The following is a 314-nucleotide window of genomic DNA, read 5'->3' as shown; positions in this document are numbered from 1 at the left end:
GGGAACCTAAATTCGAGGGGACAAGCTATGGGTTTCGACCCGGACGCTCAACCCTTGACGCAATTGGCAGAATATTTGTTGGAATTAATCAAGGGGAATACTATGTCCTCGATGCCGACATTGCCAAATGTTTTGACCAGATTGACCCTGATTACCTGCTATCCAAACTTCATTGTCCAACGACCATCAGGCGCAATATCAAACAATGGTTAAAAGCCGGTGTCATTGACAATGGTGTATTTGACGATACGAAAGCCGGGACACCTCAAGGAGGGGTAATAAGTCCACTCCTCGCCAACATCGCACTGGATGGA

At 47.1% G+C, this 314-nt stretch carries 1 protein-coding gene; it reads left to right on the top strand.

The window, feature by feature from the left end:
• On the top strand, positions 1-314 hold a 314-nt coding region (locus tag AC0QHF_RS04000), incomplete at both ends, for a reverse transcriptase domain-containing protein (RefSeq protein WP_324702892.1).

The organism is Lyngbya sp. CCY1209, assembly GCF_055795065.1.
Note: the sequence above shows the minus strand (reverse complement) of the source record. Positions and strands in the feature narration are given on the sequence as shown.